Raw genomic sequence first — 203 nt, forward strand, 5'->3', positions numbered from 1 at the left:
ATATCCCTCTTCTGTCAGTCTCCGAAATCAACAAGTCATAAAAAGTAGAGTTATCCATTCGGAAAATAAGATTGAAATTGATTAATATTCTGAATTAATTTATGAAAACCACGCAATAAATAACGGTCAGGAAAAATATCTAGCCACGGGACAATCAACCACAATATAATAGTAGGCTGAATTATTAAACGCAGATTATTTAA

Annotated in this window: 1 pseudogene; it reads right to left on the reverse strand. The window is 31.0% G+C overall.

Going from position 1 to position 203, the window contains the following annotated elements:
• Positions 1-50 precede the first annotated feature (50 nt).
• Positions 51-203: pseudogene (locus PL9214_RS33355) on the reverse strand (IS701 family transposase); the annotation flags it as partial.

The sequence above is a fragment of the Planktothrix tepida PCC 9214 genome, from assembly GCF_900009145.1.
GTDB classification, from domain to species: Bacteria; Cyanobacteriota; Cyanobacteriia; order Cyanobacteriales; family Microcoleaceae; genus Planktothrix; species Planktothrix tepida.